We start from the raw sequence: 17,176 nt of genomic DNA, 5'->3' as shown, positions 1-17,176 counted from the left end.
CTGTTTGCAAATCAATAACTTACAAAGAATCGGAGGTGCAAGCGCGGGAACTAGTCTGATTGCCATGGCACAGGCCAGCTAGTGCCAGCCCCCGTTTTTCCAGGTTTTGGAAACATGGTGAGCTGCTTTCCCGATTTCGGGAACATGCGCGTCAGCGCGCCGACTTGCAGCGTTCCAGGCCGTCCCTGGCAACTGTGCTGGCGCCGTCAAGCAGCAGCGCCTGATTGAATGCGGGGACCGCGTCGGCACAGTTGCCCTGAGCCAGCAGAATCTGGCCCAGCAGGGCATGTGCGGGTGCCAGCAGGGGGTCTTTGGCGAGGCCCTTGCGCACGCTGACGAGTGCTTTGTCGTAATCCTTGTTCTTGAACTGGACCTCGGCAAACGCGCGATAGCGCCGTGCGACCTGTTCGTTGCCGCCCTGCGTAGCCTTGGGTGGATCGAGCACGGCACCCAATTCAGCGTCGGAGATTTCACGCAGCACATGGCGGATACGCGCGCTGATGACGGTGCAATAGTCCAATACCCGAAACGGCTCAAATGCAGCCAGTTTTTGATCGCGACCAACAATAACCACCACTGGATGCAGGTCCAAGCCCAGACTGCCGTAAAGCGCATCCCCATTGTCCAGCAGCACCGGAGCTGCGAAGCTGGTGTCGCGCATCAATGTCATCACGCCTGGCAACGATGCGGAACTGGGGACTACCGCCACCCAACGCACGGACTTGCCAGCGAAATCCTTCTGGCAGCGCGCCAACTCCCGCAGCGCGCCCGCCGAGCGCGGCTGATCCGGGCGAAAGAACACCAGCACGTTGGCCTCGACGTTTCCCATTACCTGGGCTTTCCCACCCTCCAGGGTGGGCATCTCGGTGCTCGCAACCGGGGTTCCGATCGCGGCATGCGCCGCACTGGCCGGTTGGAAGACCGCCACCAGCCCAACCAGCACCAGCAGGGCCGCGATATTCATTGCTAAGGCGCCGTCCGATTGGCGTAGCTTTTCTCCGCGTGACAGGTCTTTTCGCACGAGCCGCCGGTTGCCGTCTTCTTGTAGTTCAGCTTGAGTATCCAGCCGCCCGATCCGTAAGGCACGCCGTCGCGGATAAGGTGATCCTGCTTGGCTGCGTGCACCTCATGGCAGGCACGGCAGGTACGCCCACGACCAGATTGCTGCAGATGAAGGTAATGCAGGTTGGTGGCGCCATTGCGAAAACTGGTGAGCGTGGCCGTCTGCGCGGTAGAGAACGCTTTTTCCCTGTGACAGCCAAAGCACAACCCGTAATTTTTGGCGTCGTATGGGGCATAAAACTCTGGCGGATAGTCTTGGTTGATCAGGCGGAAGAGATCACCTCCGTGGGGCTCGTGACAATCGTTACAGTCCTTGGAAGCCACCGGCCCGTGCTGCTTCGGGTTGTCAAGCAGCCAAGCCTTGATGTTTTGCAGCTTCTTGCCATTGGCATCAGCCATGGTATCGACGCTGTGGCAGTTAACGCACAGGTCAAAAGGCAATTGAATCAGTAGCTTCTCTACCGTGCTGCCATGCGGGTTGTGGCAATTGCTGCAGTATTTACCAGTAGTGAGCGCTTTATGCGGCACTTTGGCACTGTCGTGAAGTTTTCCGATCTTCTCGTGGCAACTGACGCACAGAGCCCGTGGCTCCAGATGTAACAGCTTGGAGAACACCGAATTGTGTGGGTTATGACAGCTAGTACAGTCGGTGCGTGCCGGCGCATGCGTGTGCGCTCGCTTCATCACGCCATTGAATTCCTCATGGCAATCCAGGCACAGGGCCGGCCCCTTTTTAAACACTGGACCAGGGTGCTTGGGGTCTGCGTTCTGATGGCAGATCTTGCAGTCGCCCGCCTCGAACGGCGCGTGGCTTGAAGTCGGTGCCGGTTTGGCCGGCAGCGGCACCAGTGATCGGGGTGCGGACGCACGTCCCGCTGGCGCAGCAGCGGCTTTTTCGGCCAACACGTCGGCACTCGCCGCGCTTGACTTGGGCTGAGTGGTTTGCGCGAAGAGGCCGGTTGAAACCGCCAACGCGAACGAGAACAAAACGGCAAAAGCACCGCGTGTAGGGGTCATTGAACTTCCTTGAGTGAAACGCATGTGGCAGCGGGCTCGCGCTGCTTACTTGGCATGGCAGGTGGTGCACAGAGCACTTGCCGCATTGGACTTGCGCAGGAACGGCGCAAAGTCGTTGCTATGCACATTGTGGCAAGAGCCGCACTCGACCGCCCCGGCGTAAAGCTTCACTTCATTGGGCGATGTTCCGCCCCAGCCTTTCTGGGCGTCGGTGGGTGCTTTGAATGCGGAATCCTGAGCCGCAGTGGGGTAGTCGATGGAGATTGGGTGATCGTTGCTCAGGTCGGTACCAAGCACCAGCGTTCGCTTCTTGCCGCCGTACATATCCGAGTGACACCGTTCACAGTTGGGTTCCGAAGTCATATCGGGGGCGGGGTGGCCTGGCGGTTTCACGAGGTCGTGTTTCGTGCTTACGCTGTTGCCATGAACCACGGTGCTGGCATTCACGCCGTCATGGCAACTCAGGCACAAGCGCGAAGCCACGCGGGGCTGCCCGACAGCGACATTCATTGTCGGACTACCGTACAGCGTAAACACCTGCGTCGTTTCGGCGCGGTTCCACAATGGGGCCTGAAGGTTGGTGTTCGCGCCGTGCGGCGTGTGACAAAACTCGCACACCTGCGGCGTACCTGCTGTGCTCAGGTCATGGCGCGTACCGATGACGCTGCCACCGTATAGGGCTGGCGATAGCAGCAACATGTAGACAATTGCCATCAACCACTTCATAGCGACGTCTCCAGCATATTTTCGGAACGAACGCAATAGCAGTGGATTCGGCCGAACGCAGGAAGAATAGAAGACATTGCTTGCTCATGACTATGACAATAAATGGTTTCAAGCACGATATATGCCAATACAAGCGCGTGTTTCTGGATGCCGTGAGCGTTCCGCTTCAGGTGTGACGCCCGTGGGATTGAGGCGTCATCCGAGATGTCGCCATTCTCAAATACGGGAAAATCGCTCTCAAGAACTGGAAAATCAACATGCAGCTTTGGTACAGCACCAGAGTAGACACATGCGCTGGCAAGGTATTTGCTTTAGCTACACGATGCTCGATCGCATGGAGTTACTTTGAGACTCCTAGCCTCTGTACCCGGTACTGATCCACATTAATCCACGCTTCACGAAAACTGTAAAAAATAATTAGATATGCGCAAGAGCCACCACGTCCATGTTGCGCCAGATGTCAGGATGGTCGCCAAAATCGGTCTACGCGTGGCAGTCGCATCCTTTCTGGGATTGTTGCTAGTGCTTATTTTGGTTAGTGACGGCAAAGCGAGCGGCTATAGGCAAATCATCAGTGCCTTTGCCCTGAGCAAGGTGAGTTTGGGTCCGGCGATGTTGGTCTTCGGCTTCGCGCTGGTCAGTTTCGCAGGTATCACCGCATGGCTATTTTCTATCTACGCCAGCTTTCGCATTGCCGGCCCCTTGTACCGGATATCACGCAATCTGGAACTTCTAATCAATCATGGACTGGTCGCACCGCTGCCAATTCGACATACCGACAGCCTGCAGCGGGAATGGGAAGAGTTCGAAGCCAGCGTTTCGGCTCTGCGCGCGCAACACGAAGAACTGAAACAAGCACTCGGCGAGGTCGAGAATGCATTGGCGCCCATTAGCGAAGCCGAAGACTCAACAGCGTTAGCAACGGGGATTGCCCGCCTGAAAAAAGCAGAACAGCTTGTCAACTTATAAATGGTTCATCGCCGGTTTCGGCGTCGCTGCTTTGGGCATGGCAGCGTTGCTGCATGCGGATGTAGGCCGCGGGAACGGACATCCAGCCAGAACAGACTGTGGCGTCTGTCATCTTGCCGGACCCAATGTCGACCAGGACCAGGCGTCGAAGCTGGTCTCATCCCAAGAGCTACTTTGTGCAAGGTGCCACGCGCGGGCGATTGAGGTCAGCCACCCCAGCGGCTTTGCGCCAAAGAGAAGCCTGCCCGCTGAGTATCCGCTCGATTGGAAAGGAGATCTGACCTGCAGCACCTGCCATTTGCCACACGGCAGGGAGCCTGGCCTGCTGCGTGGCAAAAAACATGGCAAGGATTTCTGCTTGACCTGTCATGATCAAGCATTTTTCCGTAGCATGAAAGATGCAGGAACTTCAATGGTAATTTCGGGACATTTGGATGTGAGTCGCGGGCGCAGCACCATCGACATCGATGTGCATTCCTTGCATTGCCTGGGATGCCACGCAGGCAGTCATTCGGATGGCGGATCAGTCAGCATCGGCAGCAGCGGCGTCCTGCGTCATGCCAGCGGTGCGGCTCCTCACCCAATCGGGCGCAGCTACCGTGACGCGAGCAAGAGAGGCGGCTTCCAACCGGAGAATCAGTTGGCACAAAAGAAAATTTTGTTGTCAGATGGAAGAATCAGCTGCATTTCCTGCCATGAGGCTTATAAGAAAGAACATGGCAAGCTGGTCGTCTCCAATGAGCGTTCGGCGCTCTGTCTAGCCTGCCACGCCAAATGATACCTGTCGCTGCCAGCACCTCCTCTCGGCCCGCTTACCGGCGTCAAATAAATTACGTTGATAAATCCATCCAGCGGTCACTGCTGATCGCTCTGGTGGTTCTTGAGGTAGCTCTGGTGTGCGTGTCGACATGGGTCACATACTGGCACCTCAACAACTTGCTTGAGGAGAGCCTGTATCGAGTTCATCTCGTGCAGACGGAGCCCATTCTGACGCGCCTCGTGACAGAAGGTTTCGCGGTGCTGGGCGTGTTCGCTCTGGTCAACCTGACTGCGCTGATGGTTGCTCAAAAAATTTGGAGCCGCCACGAAAATCTGGTCTTGAAAGATTTCACAAAGCTGATCGCTAAGACACGCAAACTCGATTTTTCAAGCGATCCTTCAAGTCACCCGCAAACTGAAGTGCTGGCGCTTGCCATGGCCTGGAGAGCGCAAGAACGCACTCGTTTCACTGCCATACGCAATCAAGTGGCCAAACTGGAGGCCTCCGTGTCGGCTGGTAAATCGCCGCAGACCTTGCTGCTCGCCGTGGAAGACTTGAATAAACTCTTGTCCTGAAGCGCCTACGCGGCCTTCAGTCGTCAGCTTTTTATTCAATGACACCCAGCTTACCCGCCTGGCTGCCCACATACCAGTAATGCCCCTCGGAATCAATGGCAGCATTGCGTATCCCGGTATTCTTTGTCGGTAGCTTGAAAATCTGAATATCCTCGCTGCGGGGATCGAGCATGATCACGCTGTCGGTTTGGATCTCGCTGACCCAAATGCGTCCGTTTGCGTCTGCGTTTACGGCATAGGGGCCAGCATTCGGCCCGCCTGGAAGCGCATATTCTTTGATCACTCGGCATACGGTGGGATCAATTTTTACCAGCTTACCCGTGCCATAGAGAGAGACCCACAGCATACCGTCCGGCGCCACCGCAGTCCGTCGTGGATGCGATCCTGAACCCAGTAACAACTCAGTGACCTTGCCGGTCTTTGGCTCCAAGCGCACTATCCGGTCGGCGGCCATGCGTGTGACCCAAACATTGCCGCTTTGATCCAATGCCACTGAGTATGGCTTGTCGCCAATCGGGTATTCTGTGATTTTGCCGCTAGCGCGCTCAAGCCTCGCCACTTTGCCGACTTTTCGCAGCGTGAACCAAATGTTGTCCTCACCATCCAATACCAGCGTATAAGGATTGCTGTCAACGGACGGGATAAGGTATATTTTTATCTTGCCGGTGGATGGATCGAGTTCGCCGACGGTGCCGTTGCCGAAACCGCCAAAGAGTACTTTGCCATCGCGCGCCACAACCACGCCCAGCGGCTGCGTTCCAACAGGTACGTTCCAATCTTGGAAGATCTTCAACTTTGGGTCGAAGCGGGCAATTTGGTCACCCGAGCGCACTGCGAAATAAACATTTCCGTCGCGCCCGATAGCCGGATCACGCGCAAATTTCGGCACTGGCACCTGCCACTCGGTTATTTTCCCCGCAACCACCCGCGTGCCCAGTGTCACGCTGGCGTCTGAGCCTACCGCCAGCGACTCAAAAGTAACGATAGCAGTCAGGGCAAGCAGCCCCCATTTCAATACATGTATCAGTTTGAAGTCCATTTTTAGTTCTGGCTCGCCAGGCTTAGGATGGGTGCACTGGCGCAGCGTCTCCGCTGCTCAATGCATCGGGCTGAAACTCGTCGAACTTGCGGTACAGGCTAGACAAGCCGATTCCTAATTTCTGTGCGGCCAGCTTGCGATCGCCCCCCGCACCTTCGATCGCACGCTGCAGGATTTCAAGTTCCAATTTTCGCATCTGATCGCGAAGGGAGCCATTGGAGCCTATCGCCGCACCGGCCAATGTCTTTGGTAAGTTTGTCTGGATAATCGTCGCGGGCAGGTCAGCGACCGAAATGCGGTTGTCTTCCGCCAGGATGCACGCGCGGGTGATTACGTTTTCAAGTTCTCGCACGTTTCCTGGCCATCTATGAGCCAGCAGAATTTCTTCTGCCAAAGGATCAATTTCCATTGTTCCCAATCCGCTCGGGCACAGGTTGTGAAGCAAAAAACGGATCAGTCCGGGCATGTCCGTCTGCCGCTCGTTCAATGGTGGTATCTGAATCTGGAACATGCTGAGCCGAAAATACAGGTCTTCGCGAAATTTACCCTCTTTCACCAGGTTCACAAGATCGGCATTCGTCGCCGCGATGATGCGCGTATCGACATGGCGCACTTGCTCGCTTCCTAGCGCCCTGACCTCCTTGTCCTCGACCATGTGCAGCAGTTTGGTCTGCATGTGCAAGGGTAGTTCGCCAATCTCGTCAAGGAACAAGGTGCCACCGTTGGCCTGCAAAAAAAGCCCCTTGCGGGCATGATCGGCACCGGTAAACGCGCCTTTGGTATGTCCGAAAAACTCGCTCTCCAGCAGGTGTTCGGGCACCGCGCTGCAATTGACCTGCAAAAACGGGCCAGTGCGCCGCTTGCTCTGATCGTTGATCAGTCGCGCCACCACGCCCTTGCCGGTGCCGCTTTCTCCGGTGATCAGGACCGTGCAGTCAGTGGGCGCTACTTTTCCCGCTAGTCTCTCTACTTCGAGCATTCCGGGCGAGGTGAATCGGTACAATTTGGGTGAGCTATCGCTTACAACCTTGCGCAAGGCCTTATTTTCTTCGCGCAAGCCGCGCAACGCGTCGATTTGAGAAAGTCTGTGCGCCACCTCTTCATAGCGTACTGGCTTGGTGATGTAATCCGACGCCCCGGCCTGCAGCGCTTCGACAGCCGTTTCGATCGAAGCAAATCCCGTAACCATGATAAACGTCGTTTCGATACCGGCGGCACGGCAATTGCGTACCAGTTCGATACCGTTGCCGTCGGGCATCTTGATATCGCATAGTGCCACATCGAAGTCCCCGCGGGAAAGCATCGTCGCGGCCTGTTTTACGCCGTTGGCCTGTTCCACCGAATAGCCAGCTTTGATCACTGCGGCAGCAAGAATCTGGCGCAATGCCGGTTCGTCGTCAACAACTAAAACGTTCAGAGATGGCATGCTTGCTTAGGCTCCGGGATGCGACGCCAGCGTGAGACGGACTCGCACTGAAGTGCCAACCCCGAGCGTCGATTCTAGCTCGATGCGATTGCCGCAGCTCTCGAGCAGGGACTTGCACAAAAACAGGCCAAGGCCGCGGCCCTTGTTGGGCGGCTTCGTCGTATAGGCTTCATCGAATGCGTGCGCCAGCACGGAACTGTCCATCCCCTTGCCGTTGTCGCTTACCGTCAATAGCAGCTCACTTTTTGTCGCCAACGTCGCCACCCATATCGTCGGACTGCGCTGATGGACATCCTCCAGCGCGTCAGCCGCATTGATCAATAAGTTCATCAGCACTTGCGTCAGATGATCGGCGATGGCGTTGATTGCGGGTATCTGGGAATCAAGATTAAGAGCCATTTCTATCTTGTCAAAGCGCTTGTCGTAAGCAATGAAATTGCATGTATTGCGCACCAGCGAATTCAGATCGAGCAACTCGTGCTCTGGTGAGTGCGGTGCGGTGAGCTCGGCGATCTGTCGCGAAATGGCAGTGATGCGTTTGGCCTGTTCCAGTATCAGGTCGGATGGATCGATACCGAACTCTGCACACGACGCGTGTCGGCCGGAGTCTTTCAGCGATTGGGCGATTCCCGCTATCGCTGCAATCGGGTTGTTGATCTCGTGCGCAACGGCTGCGGCTAGCGAGCCGATGGCCGCCATCTTTTCCTTGTGAAAGCGCTGTTCGCGCGAAATTTCCAGCTGCCGCTCGCGCAGTCGTAATTCGGATTGCATGCGGTTGATCGCCTTCATCAAATCGCCTACCTCGTCGTCACGCGTGACCTCTACCGGGGGTCCCCGATAGCCGACCACAATATCCAACGCACGCGTTGCAAGCCTCCTGATATCGGATGCCAGTCGCGTGAGAAACAGCGCAATCAGTGCGCCGAAAATTAGCGCGCCTACGAGAGTCATAACTGCCGCAGTGAACGACATGATGTCATACTCGTTGCGGTAGCGTTGCCACAGCAGGCTCTTGCGCTCACGCAATTCCCTGGTAATCTGGTCCAGTTCACTGCTTAGTTCCTTTCCGTGCTCTCGCAGCGAGACCATGCTGCCATGCGAGGGTTCGGTACGCAGTCTGGCCATATCCTGGTCCAGGCGATCATTCCTCTTTTTAAGCCACGGGTAATAGTCCTGCAATCCCATCAGACCCGCCTGGATCAGTTCCACATCGAGCGCAATATGCTCTTCAAACGCTGGGGGCAGGCTGTCATTGGAAAAGAACCTTTCCTCTAACTTGAGCATGGAATGGGAGACGGCATAAGTAGTCTTTCCGAGCGCGCTTTCCGTTGTATAGATACGCTCCATTTCTGAGAAGTAGAGCAACAGATTCGAGCGCTCTTGCGACAGGATGAGATCACCTGCTCCTACGTAAGCCACCAATGCCATGAAAGCCAAGATGCCTTTGGCTCGCAGCGTGAGCTTCACTTTGGTCTGGGCAGGGCAAGACCCTGCTGAAATGGACTCATGTTCACTCTTTTAAAACGAGGCGTTCGATCAAACGCCTCGCTTGATTGAGACGATGCCATATACCTGGCCTATCCTGAAGTCGACGGCCTGGTCAAACGGATAGTCGGTGGCCAATTGTGCCTTTACCGAGTCGGGTCGCTGGTCGCTCGAACCGTGGCATTGCAGGCACAGACGCTCCACCATCATCGCCTTGGCGTAGCGGAAATACCTGCCCTGCGGCTCGCTCACGATTTCGACAAATTCAAGCGTCTCCCCTTTTTCGCCTTTAGCTACACGGCGATCGAAGTCGGCAATCACTTTCTGCTCCCATGCATCGGCCATGCCCAGCGCCGAATTTCGTGGCTTCAGGCTTACCGCTGCCACTCTCCAGCCGGTCTTGCGCGACTGCATGGAAAGAATCTCGGGGCAAGTGTATTTGCACGCCACGAGCGAGCGTAGCGGGCCACTCAACTGCATTTCCCTGATCAGTTGGGTTCTTAAGTCCTGCGACACCTGGAGAGCAACCTTGCGGCTGTCCTGAACCGATCTACTTTCAGTACTCTCTTGTGAATGTGCGGCCGGGGAAAAGCCTGCCATGCTCACCGTTGTCAAGACTCCGGCCAGAAACCGAATTGTCAAAAACAGCAAGATGCCAGTCGTCAGCGGACGTCGATTCTTAGCCCTGTTTTGTACCTCCTTACCGAATTTCCTCGTCTGCAAGGCTCCCCATTTCCTGATTTTTCGAAGCGGCTGCAAAACCGCTTCCAGAGTCTGGAATACCTCGAACGGTGTGAAAGGTTTCAGTTTTTGCATGTTGGGTTACGCCGAGCAAGGTGAATCGTCTGCTTTGTGTCATGCCAGCAAAAGCATAAAAATTGGGCAACATGAAGGGCCGCATTCGGCTTTCTTTCAATTGGTCTTTTTGAAACCTTCATTTGTCGTGGATCGTACCTGCAATATGCTGCCAAAGCTCATCCACTCAGGGCGATTTAATTGGCGCCAGCACCCCGTTACAGCAAAGTGTTTTCCTTGAAACGGGAATGTCGTCAGCCGTTTTTCCATGCTTTGAGAATTCTAGTAAACCGCTTCGCAGCTAACAACTGCCTGGCGCGTAGTTATTCGACCCAAATCACTTTTCTGGATGAACCACAACATCGTGGCGCGAAAAATGCTTTTGCCCTGCGAAAGTAAATGTTGGTTACGGTTATGCGTGGAGATATTTTTTGGGAGAACTGAGTTGATTGATCCAATAAGAATGTTGGTCGGGGCGATGCTGTTTCTGATCTTGGGAGTGGCTACTGCCCAGACTGCAGGCGCGGGGATCAAAGGCACGGCACATGATCCCGGCATTTGGTCTTTTGGGTTTGAGCAACAGGTATGCGTCATGTGTCACGCGCCGCACAATACAAACACGCAAGGCCCGCTTTGGAACCGCGCGGCAAACAACACCAGTTACACGTTGTACGCATCATCCACGATGAATGCAACGCCTGGCCAACCGGGTTCAGTCTCCAAACTCTGTTTGTCCTGTCACGACGGCACGGTAGGGGTCCTTGATTACGGCGGTGCTACAGGCGGTATGACGCTTGCTGAAGCAAGCAGCTGTACCAACCCTCTGGGATGCAGCGGTGTCCTCGGCACCAATCTGTCTAATGACCATCCGATTGGGATCACTTATGACGCCGCCTTGGCGACTGCAGACAAGGGACTGAATGACCCGTCAACAAAGACCGTGACTATTGGCTCCACGGCCAGCAGGTCCGGCACCATCGCCACGATGATGCTGTCCGGCGGTAAAGTGGAGTGCTCTTCCTGCCACGATGTCCACAACATTTATACGGTGGCAGGCAGCACTGGAACTAGCAAGGGTCTGGTGAAGGTAGGCATGGCGGGAAGTTCGCTCTGCCTCCAGTGTCATACGAAATAACTAGGCTGTCCTTGACAGGGTGGCGCTACAAATACTGAAGCATAGTCCATAGGACTATTCTCGAGTGCACCACCTAGTTTGGCGGGGGCTATAGCCTTGTCCCACTTGCTGCTCCCGGTCACCTGCCATGGTGGCCGCGCTGCTGGTGCTCCCAGACGAAATTGCCGCTCTGGCAGCGCGTCGGCAAGATAATCCAGGGCGAACCGCAGGTGGCCGATGCCAGTGCCTTCTACAACCAGTTGCAGGAGCGCCTGAACCAGAACCAGCCGCTGGCCGCCGATGCCCTGGCCAAGCTGGGTGCGCAGCGAACCGAAGCGATTCTGGCAGCGCTCAAGGAAGCCGGCGTCGACCCCGCCCGCGCCGCCGCGGCGGCGCCTGAGAAGGTCGAATCCGATGTCGGTAAGCCGGTGCCGCTTAAACTGGGGCTGGTGGCGAAGTGACGCGGCGAAATTGCCCAAGTCTCTGTGAAGAACGACGCGCGCTCCGAGGGCTGCATCGACAAGATGCATGGGCTAGTCCATTCGCGTCAAACAGCCAGTGCTGGCTTGGTGTGCCAACCGTTATGGCGCTGAAAACGAAGAGACCCCAAGAACCGCGCGCCGCGCGAGTAGAAAGGCAGCCGCATTCCAACTCTGTCCTGCCATTCCCATGGGCTGGAGCGAATGGCCGTGAAACCATTCGGTAAACCGCCAGTCGTCGAGCTCGTTCACACTGGAGAGCCGTGTGAGCTCTTGCCAGGCCAGTTCCCGCAGGCCAAGGCGAACCAGCGCCATGACCCAAAAGCCGCCCACGAACGGCCATATGCCTCCGTTGTGGTACTGGTGCATCAGGTTCTGCTGGTGACGTGCCATGTACGGACGCCAAAGCTCGTGCTGGCGCGACAGCGGATGAAGCACCACCCGAATCGGGTAGGGTTGACTTGCGTTCGCTGCGATGATGGTCTTGACAATGCGATGGCCGGTTGATTCGCTGGCCAAGCCGCACAGGATGGCCAGCAGATTTCCAAAGACATCGCCCTCATTGCCAGCAAAAGAGAGGTTGACGAAACTCAGGTACAGCCCCGGATCACGCTGACCGCGGCGGGCATAGTGCTGCAACAGGCGAGCCCGGTGGTACTCGGGCAAATCGCGCTGGAAGGGATTGAATAGATGGTTGAAGTGGTGATGCGTCGTCTGGATGCTGGTCAGGCCGTAGCGCCGTTTTACTTCGTACCACAGGGCATTGGAGTACAGCACGTAGCCAGAGCGCGGCATGATGTCGGCCCAGTCGCTGGCCTCATTTTGTTGCAACAGCCTGAAGTGCTGGTGCTCCTGGGCCAGCAGCCAGGCGATCGCCCGTTGAACTTCGACCTGCCAGCGCTCGGGATCGATGACGCCCTGACGGTGGACATGGTCTACCGCAATCAGCCACCATAGCGTGGAGTCTATGCACCCCAGGTACCAAAAATCGGCATCCTGGCCCTCGGGGTCCACATATTTTGGAATCTGCCCGTTTCCCGCCTGCTGAGTGGCCAAAACGTCCAGGCTGTCCACCGCGCCCTGCTCCAGCAACTCGTCTCCACTGCCGCACATTGCCAGTACGCAAATGGCTGCATCTCGCGCGAATATACGCGTGTATCTTCGTGCTATTGCGGCCTCGGTCCGGCTGGCCGCGAGAATACCGTGCGGTGTGAGGTTGTGCTGCAGCAGCGCCAACGAGGCTTGCGCGCATGCCTCAATTTTCGCCAGCCCATCTCCGATGAGGTTTGTCATGTTCCTCCGCATAAGCGCCAATGAGCGCGGCAACCGGGAATTCTCGCAGAACCTGAGTCAACCGCATCGCGCCGCCGGCCTGCGCATGGGCTTTGTCAGGCAAGAGCGTCAAGCACATGCCAACCCGATGCGCCCACTATGAGGTCGGCAGAGTCAGAGGGTTGAATGCAGGTAATTGACCATGGTGATGAAATCAAATACCGGCAGGCCGGACTGGCTTCGAATCGCCGCCGAATAAGGTGGCAGATCCGTGCATTCAAGAGCAAAGGCCCGAATGCCGGGATGCTCATCGAGCGCTCGACGCGCCGTGCCGAGAACTTCTTGTTCAATGACGTCGAGATCGATCTCGGCATCTGGTTCGGCGAACATCCTGTTCCACTCCGCACATTGTTCGAGACCCAGGATATGCAAGCCATCCGTGCCTGCAATACCGACCGAGGTCAGGTGCTCCGAGCGCAGAGCCCCCGCGTTGGCAGTGATGATACAAATTTCGCTCTGCAGGCCGCAAATCCGCCTTGCCAAGGGTACTTGCAGGAGACTCGACGTAAATACCGGCACACCAACGGATTCGACCAGTTCCCGCTGGAAGATGGCATTGAATCCACAACTCGTGGTGATGGCCTTGATACCCTCCGATACCATCGTCCTGGCGTCGGCGATCATCGTGCCGAGCACGGTTTGATCCGGGTTTTCAAGTATCGTGTGGACATTGGCACCGCGCACGGGATGGAGCCTGACCGGGTAACCATACGACGCGGGATTGGTGCTGTTGCCACGCAAGGATTCAAGTTGCTGCAGGCCTCTGGGCACCTGCCCTGTTTCCCAGCACAAGATGCCGATCTTTGCGGACTCGGTTTCATTGATCATGATTCACTCCAGCAGGCGCGTTCATTTTTCATCGTGCGGCGGCTCAGAACCTGTCGATTCGATAGGGTGACAGGTCAAAGGGATCTGGACGGCCACTGACCATACCGGCAATCAATTGGGCCGTGATCGCTGCCAAGGTGAGTCCCAAGTGTCCGTGACCAAAAGCATAGAACACGTTCCTGCAGCTTGGCGAGCGCCCAATCACAGGCAAGGAATCCGGCGTTGACGGGCGATAGCCCATCCATTCACGCTGAATCGTCTGCTCGGCAAGGCCAGGTAGCACGCTACGGGCAAAGGGTGCCAGCGCGCGTATGCGTCGGTAGTCTGGCGGCGCGGTCAACCCCGCCAGTTCATCCCCACTGACCAGGGAAATGCCATCATGCATCGGTGACAAAACACAATGTTTTTCAGGGAAACCGACTGGGCGGCGTAACAACTCGTCACCCGTCGAGCCAAACGAAATGTGGTAACCACGCTCCGTGTCGAGGCTGACGCTGTCACCAATTTGTTTCGCAAATTTCTTTGACCACGCTCCCGCAGCGACGACCACGGAATCAAACCGTCGGGAGGTTTTATCCGTCTTGATAGAGATGCCACCACCCTCGCTGGGGCGGACTTCCAGGACGCACTCCTGAATGTATTGCGCCTGACGTTGTCGCGCGCCTTCAAAGTAGGCTTGTGTCAAACCCATGGGGTAGTTGACGAAGCCGCTATCGGGTTGGAACAGGCCACGTGTGTATGAATTTTTGTTGAGCTTGGGTTCAAGATCGGCGACCTCGTCGGCAGTGAGGACGGAAAAATTAACGCCATGTCGCGTCATCAATTCGCGCTCAAGTTCAGTTTCTGAAAACCCGGCATCTGATCCGTAGACTTTCAGCCAACCCACGGGCCGGATGAGATCACGGCTACCGCTCACATCGGCCAATGCAAGGTGCGATTGCATGGCCTTGGAGACGAGCGGATCAAGTGCCCTGGCGATCGTCGAAACGCGTGTCGGGCGACCCGCTTCAATAAAGCGAAGCAGCCAAGGAAGCACCTGAAAGAAGTACGATGGACGCAACACAGCCGCACCGTGCGGGTCAAGGATATACGATGGAATTGATCGAAGAACGCCCGGTGTGGCGGTTGGCGTCACGGCTCCCGTGACGATGCCACCGGCGTTGCCGGAGCTCGTGCCAGCGCCAATTTCGCCATGATCAAAGACCGTGACCAAGTAGCCCTCGGCCGCTAGAGCCAAGGCTGACGCCGCACCGACAACGCCGGCCCCGATGATGGCAATCGAACGTTTGCTCTCTGTCCCAGTGTTACCCGTGTGACTCATCAAATATCTTTCTGAAGTTCTTGTAATTTTCTGGAACGGCTGTGAGACCTAATGCTGAAGAATCTTCCCCAGGAATTCACGCGTTCGCTCATTCTTTGGCGCAGTGAAAAAGGCCTCGGGTTCGGCAACTTCAACAATGACACCCTTGTCGATGAACACCACGCGATCGGCCACCTTGCGGGCAAAACCCATTTCGTGCGTGACAACAATCATCGTCATACCGTCTTTCGCCAGGGACACCATCACATCCAGAACCTCGTTGATCATTTCGGGATCAAGCGCGGAGGTCGGCTCGTCAAAAAGCATGACCTTGGGTTGCATGCACAGGCTGCGGGCGATGGCGACCCGTTGTTGTTGCCCCCCCGACAACTGCTGGGGGTAAGCATCGAATTTGTCGCCCAAACCGACTTTTTCCAATATCTCGCGCCCGCGGCTGATGGCTTCTTTCCTGGGTAACTTTCGAACATGTATCGGCGCAAGTGTCACATTTTCAAGTGCTGTCTTGTGGGGATATAAATTGAATTGCTGGAAGACAAAGCCCAGTTCCATCCGAAGCTGCCTCAGATTTGCCTCGTTGGCGACGCTCAGGCCATCGACGATCAAAGTGCCGCTTTGAAATTTCTCCAGGCCGTTGACACAACGGATGAGAGTGCTTTTCCCAGACCCGCTCGGCCCGCAAACGACCACGACTTCTCCTTTGGCAACCTCAAGATTGATGTTTTGCAGAACGTGATGCGCGCCGTACCATTTGTTGAGCTCGTTGAACTTAATCATGCTGGATATTCCTCGTCGTCTTCGCTGTCGCCATGAGTGGGTCTGATGTGTTTTGAAGGGATGCTGACAGGTCAGGTCTTTTCCATTCGCCGAGACAAATGAAGCAGCGGATAACAGATCAGGAAATACCCGATGCCCACCACAGAAAAAACCAGCATTCCATTGGGGACACTCTGCACGATGATCCAGCCGGACCGCGTCAGATCGAGAAGCCCGATCGCGGAGACAACCGAAGAGTCCTTGACCAGCAAAACGAATTGCCCGACCAGCGAAGGAACAATCATTCTGGTGGCTTGCGGCATCACCACCAGCCTGAGTTGCTGCAAGCGGGTGAGGCCGGCGGATGCGGCTGCCTCTACCTGCCCGATGGGCACCGCCCTGATCCCGGATGCCACTATTTCAGAGATAAAGCAAGCCGCTATATTGGACAGCGCCAGCGCACCCGCAGTGAATGAGTCAAGCTCAATACCCGCTTCAGGAAGTATAAAAAAAACGACAAAGACCTGGACCAGCACCGGTGTGCCGCGAAAAATATCGGTGTAGGCGCCGACTACAAGCGATAGCAACTTGTGGGAACTGGCCCGGCCTATGCCCAGCACGAAACCGATGAGAGTCCCCGCAACAATGCCAATGAACGACAGCGCCAGGGTCACACCAATGCCCTTCAATATCACCGGATAGTACTGGGCGATGCCGTGTATTTGCTCCAAGAACATAGTCATGGTGTGACCCTCAGTGGCGCTCGGATGGATGATTGATGCGCATCCATGCGGCTGCCATCAATTTCAGTCCAAAATAAATGATCAGGTAGCCCACCGCAGTGGTTGCCAAGCCTTCCACCGGCATGAACCGGTCATTGGCCAAGGTCTGCCCGGCACGTGTCAACTCCAAGACTGAAATCAGCGACAGCAACGATGAGTCCTTGACCAGCACGATCGCCTGCCCGATCAGAGGCGACACCATGGGGCGCAGCGCCTGCGGGAGAATGATGAGGCGCATTTGCTGCCAATAGTTCATGCCCGAACTGGCACTCGCTTCAACCTGCCCATGAGGAATCGACATGATTCCGGAGCGGATGATTTCGCTGACATAGGCGCCACTGTTGATCGAAAGTGCGATGATGCCAATCACGGTTTCGGGCATGATCACGCCGAAACTTGGCAAGCCGAAATACAGGAAATAGAGCTGCGCCAGCAAGGGGGTGGCCCGTATGACATCCACATAGGCGACCGCTGGTGCCCGAACCAACCGGGAGGGCTGGATGCTCATCGCACAAGCGATGATGCCAATGGCAATCGCACCGGCAAAAGCAGTCAATGAAATTGACAAGGTGGACACGAAACCCACCCAGAACTCTGGAAGGGTTTCTCCGATGACCCGAAAGTTCAGATTCAATAACATGCAACAGCCAATGATTGAAGGAATTGGGGCATTGGAATCGGCGCGGTGATCACGACGCCGATTCCACGCTCAC

Annotated in this window: 19 protein-coding genes; 6 read left to right on the top strand and 13 right to left on the bottom strand. The window is 56.1% G+C overall.

Features of this window, described 5'->3' with window-relative positions:
- Window positions 1–151 precede the first annotated feature (151 nt).
- The 3 genes from RFER_RS01280 to RFER_RS01270 all read right to left on the bottom strand — a co-directional run bounded on the left by RFER_RS01280 (window position 152) and on the right by RFER_RS01270 (window position 2,793).
- Window positions 152–964: a tetratricopeptide repeat protein gene (locus tag RFER_RS01280; protein WP_011462584.1), complete on the bottom strand. Its 813-nt coding sequence runs from the start codon at window positions 962–964 to the stop codon at window positions 152–154.
- A 2-nt stretch (window positions 965–966) separates the two neighbouring features.
- Window positions 967–1,968, bottom strand: a complete 1,002-nt coding sequence (locus RFER_RS01275; RefSeq protein ID WP_166485626.1) for a cytochrome c3 family protein — start codon at window positions 1,966–1,968, stop codon at window positions 967–969.
- A gap of 156 nt (window positions 1,969–2,124) precedes the next feature.
- Entirely contained in the window at window positions 2,125–2,793 is a 669-nt protein-coding gene (locus RFER_RS01270; RefSeq protein ID WP_166485625.1) for a cytochrome c3 family protein, read from the bottom strand.
- Window positions 2,794–3,228: 435 nt separating this feature from the next.
- Here RFER_RS01270 and RFER_RS01265 point away from each other — a divergent pair, with 435 nt between their 5' ends.
- The 3 genes from RFER_RS01265 to RFER_RS01250 are packed head-to-tail and all read left to right on the top strand — an operon-like array spanning window position 3,229 to window position 5,109.
- A complete protein-coding gene (locus RFER_RS01265) occupies window positions 3,229–3,774 on the top strand; it encodes a hypothetical protein (protein WP_011462581.1) in 546 nt (181 codons plus the stop codon).
- Window positions 3,761–4,552: a cytochrome c3 family protein gene (locus tag RFER_RS23250; protein ID WP_084795413.1), complete on the top strand. Its 792-nt coding sequence runs from the start codon at window positions 3,761–3,763 to the stop codon at window positions 4,550–4,552. Before RFER_RS01265 ends, RFER_RS23250 begins: the two co-directional genes overlap by 14 nt.
- Complete coding sequence (locus tag RFER_RS01250) at window positions 4,549–5,109, top strand: hypothetical protein (RefSeq protein WP_011462579.1); 561 nt, start codon at window positions 4,549–4,551, stop codon at window positions 5,107–5,109. Before RFER_RS23250 ends, RFER_RS01250 begins: the two co-directional genes overlap by 4 nt.
- Before the next feature lie 31 nt (window positions 5,110–5,140).
- On the opposite strand, the gene RFER_RS01245 is transcribed toward RFER_RS01250, so the two are convergent.
- The 4 genes from RFER_RS01245 to RFER_RS01230 form a co-directional block, all read right to left on the bottom strand.
- Window positions 5,141–6,148 carry a Vgb family protein gene (locus tag RFER_RS01245; RefSeq protein ID WP_011462578.1) on the bottom strand — a complete coding sequence of 336 codons (1,008 nt, stop codon included), beginning with the start codon at window positions 6,146–6,148 and terminating at the stop codon, window positions 5,141–5,143.
- A 22-nt stretch (window positions 6,149–6,170) separates the two neighbouring features.
- Window positions 6,171–7,574, bottom strand: coding sequence for a sigma-54-dependent transcriptional regulator (locus tag RFER_RS01240; protein WP_011462577.1), 1,404 nt, complete (start codon window positions 7,572–7,574; stop codon window positions 6,171–6,173).
- Window positions 7,575–7,580: 6 nt separating this feature from the next.
- Entirely contained in the window at window positions 7,581–9,041 is a 1,461-nt protein-coding gene (locus RFER_RS01235; protein WP_049765592.1) for a sensor histidine kinase, read from the bottom strand.
- 69 nt (window positions 9,042–9,110) lie between these two features.
- Window positions 9,111–9,875 (bottom strand): Tll0287-like domain-containing protein, encoded by a 765-nt coding sequence (locus RFER_RS01230; RefSeq protein ID WP_049765591.1) that lies wholly within the window; start codon window positions 9,873–9,875, stop codon window positions 9,111–9,113.
- 328 nt (window positions 9,876–10,203) lie between these two features.
- Here RFER_RS01230 and RFER_RS01225 point away from each other — a divergent pair, with 328 nt between their 5' ends.
- Window positions 10,204–10,989, top strand: coding sequence for a cytochrome c3 family protein (locus tag RFER_RS01225; RefSeq protein WP_011462574.1), 786 nt, complete (start codon window positions 10,204–10,206; stop codon window positions 10,987–10,989).
- Window positions 10,990–11,150: 161 nt separating this feature from the next.
- The gene (locus RFER_RS01220) at window positions 11,151–11,429 is read left to right on the top strand and encodes a hypothetical protein (RefSeq protein WP_011462573.1); all 279 of its coding nucleotides are present in this window, start codon (window positions 11,151–11,153) and stop codon (window positions 11,427–11,429) included.
- A gap of 120 nt (window positions 11,430–11,549) precedes the next feature.
- On the opposite strand, the gene RFER_RS01215 is transcribed toward RFER_RS01220, so the two are convergent.
- Window positions 11,550–12,740 carry an amylo-alpha-1,6-glucosidase gene (locus tag RFER_RS01215; RefSeq protein WP_041789993.1) on the bottom strand — a complete coding sequence of 397 codons (1,191 nt, stop codon included), beginning with the start codon at window positions 12,738–12,740 and terminating at the stop codon, window positions 11,550–11,552.
- On the opposite strand from RFER_RS01215, the gene RFER_RS23830 reads away from it, so the two are divergent.
- On the top strand, window positions 12,739–12,882 hold the full coding sequence (locus tag RFER_RS23830) for a hypothetical protein (RefSeq protein WP_166485624.1): 144 nt from the start codon (window positions 12,739–12,741) through the stop codon (window positions 12,880–12,882). The genes RFER_RS01215 and RFER_RS23830 overlap by 2 nt on opposite strands.
- Window positions 12,883–12,893: 11 nt before the next feature.
- Here RFER_RS23830 and RFER_RS01210 read toward each other — a convergent pair whose 3' ends face one another.
- From RFER_RS01210 to RFER_RS01190, 5 genes are all read right to left on the bottom strand, one after another.
- Window positions 12,894–13,607, bottom strand: a complete 714-nt coding sequence (locus RFER_RS01210) for an aspartate/glutamate racemase family protein (protein ID WP_011462571.1) — start codon at window positions 13,605–13,607, stop codon at window positions 12,894–12,896.
- A 43-nt stretch (window positions 13,608–13,650) separates the two neighbouring features.
- On the bottom strand, window positions 13,651–14,928 hold the full coding sequence (locus RFER_RS01205; RefSeq protein ID WP_011462570.1) for an NAD(P)/FAD-dependent oxidoreductase: 1,278 nt from the start codon (window positions 14,926–14,928) through the stop codon (window positions 13,651–13,653).
- A 48-nt stretch (window positions 14,929–14,976) separates the two neighbouring features.
- Window positions 14,977–15,702, bottom strand: coding sequence for an amino acid ABC transporter ATP-binding protein (locus RFER_RS01200; RefSeq protein ID WP_011462569.1), 726 nt, complete (start codon window positions 15,700–15,702; stop codon window positions 14,977–14,979).
- A 71-nt stretch (window positions 15,703–15,773) separates the two neighbouring features.
- Window positions 15,774–16,418: an amino acid ABC transporter permease gene (locus RFER_RS01195; protein ID WP_041789991.1), complete on the bottom strand. Its 645-nt coding sequence runs from the start codon at window positions 16,416–16,418 to the stop codon at window positions 15,774–15,776.
- A gap of 16 nt (window positions 16,419–16,434) precedes the next feature.
- Window positions 16,435–17,103, bottom strand: coding sequence for an amino acid ABC transporter permease (locus tag RFER_RS01190; RefSeq protein WP_011462567.1), 669 nt, complete (start codon window positions 17,101–17,103; stop codon window positions 16,435–16,437).
- Between the last annotated feature and the right edge of the window lie 73 nt (window positions 17,104–17,176).

The sequence above is a fragment of the Rhodoferax ferrireducens T118 genome, from assembly GCF_000013605.1.
GTDB classification, from domain to species: domain Bacteria; phylum Pseudomonadota; class Gammaproteobacteria; order Burkholderiales; family Burkholderiaceae_C; genus Rhodoferax; species Rhodoferax ferrireducens.
Note: the sequence above shows the minus strand (reverse complement) of the source record. Positions and strands in the feature narration are given on the sequence as shown.

Bases quoted from the DNA above. Each gene is read 5' to 3' on its own strand.
- RFER_RS01280 (WP_011462584.1), bottom strand. From the start codon at position 964: ATGAATATCGCGGCCCTGCTGGTGCTGGTTGGGCTGGTGGCGGTCTTC.
- RFER_RS01270 (WP_166485625.1), bottom strand. From the start codon at position 2,793: ATGGCAATTGTCTACATGTTGCTGCTATCGCCAGCCCTATACGGTGGC.
- RFER_RS01265 (WP_011462581.1), top strand. From the start codon at position 3,229: ATGCGCAAGAGCCACCACGTCCATGTTGCGCCAGATGTCAGGATGGTC.
- RFER_RS01250 (WP_011462579.1), top strand. From the start codon at position 4,549: ATGATACCTGTCGCTGCCAGCACCTCCTCTCGGCCCGCTTACCGGCGT.
- RFER_RS01245 (WP_011462578.1), bottom strand. From the start codon at position 6,148: ATGGACTTCAAACTGATACATGTATTGAAATGGGGGCTGCTTGCCCTG.
- RFER_RS01240 (WP_011462577.1), bottom strand. From the start codon at position 7,574: ATGCCATCTCTGAACGTTTTAGTTGTTGACGACGAACCGGCATTGCGC.
- RFER_RS01230 (WP_049765591.1), bottom strand. From the start codon at position 9,875: ATGCAAAAACTGAAACCTTTCACACCGTTCGAGGTATTCCAGACTCTG.
- RFER_RS01225 (WP_011462574.1), top strand. From the start codon at position 10,204: ATGAACCACAACATCGTGGCGCGAAAAATGCTTTTGCCCTGCGAAAGT.
- RFER_RS23830 (WP_166485624.1), top strand. From the start codon at position 12,739: ATGTTCCTCCGCATAAGCGCCAATGAGCGCGGCAACCGGGAATTCTCG.
- RFER_RS01215 (WP_041789993.1), bottom strand. From the start codon at position 12,740: ATGACAAACCTCATCGGAGATGGGCTGGCGAAAATTGAGGCATGCGCG.
- RFER_RS01210 (WP_011462571.1), bottom strand. From the start codon at position 13,607: ATGATCAATGAAACCGAGTCCGCAAAGATCGGCATCTTGTGCTGGGAA.
- RFER_RS01205 (WP_011462570.1), bottom strand. From the start codon at position 14,928: ATGAGTCACACGGGTAACACTGGGACAGAGAGCAAACGTTCGATTGCC.
- RFER_RS01200 (WP_011462569.1), bottom strand. From the start codon at position 15,702: ATGATTAAGTTCAACGAGCTCAACAAATGGTACGGCGCGCATCACGTT.
- RFER_RS01195 (WP_041789991.1), bottom strand. From the start codon at position 16,418: ATGTTCTTGGAGCAAATACACGGCATCGCCCAGTACTATCCGGTGATA.
- RFER_RS01190 (WP_011462567.1), bottom strand. From the start codon at position 17,103: ATGTTATTGAATCTGAACTTTCGGGTCATCGGAGAAACCCTTCCAGAG.